At 55.0% G+C, this 278-nt stretch carries 1 protein-coding gene; it reads right to left on the minus strand.

Annotated features, from left to right (window positions below; genetic code table 11):
• Nucleotides 1–115: 115 nt before the first annotated feature.
• The coding region (locus EN859_RS37885) for an ABC transporter permease subunit (protein WP_135913789.1) at nt 116–278 on the minus strand (163 nt) is incomplete at its 5' end.

Genomic DNA, 278 nt, shown 5'->3' on the forward strand with positions numbered 1-278 from the left:
AAGAATACCAGACATACGAGGCCCACCTGAGCACCGCCATAGCTGAGAAATTGACGCAGAAAGCCTTTTATTGCGCGCGCCCGGCCTCGCGGGCAATATCGAACAATATTGTCGCTCATTGTCGGACCCTCGGATCTAGAAGGCTGTAGGCAAGATCGGCTACGAGGTTTGCGAGAACAATTGAAACGCCAAGCAACAGGAATATGCCTTGAAGGACTGGGTAGTCCCGTGCGTTGAGTGCTTCCACCGTCAGCCCGCCGATACCCGGCCAGGCGAAA

The sequence above is a fragment of the Mesorhizobium sp. M00.F.Ca.ET.216.01.1.1 genome (assembly GCF_004010325.2).
In the GTDB taxonomy this organism is placed as follows: Bacteria; Pseudomonadota; Alphaproteobacteria; order Rhizobiales; family Rhizobiaceae; genus Mesorhizobium.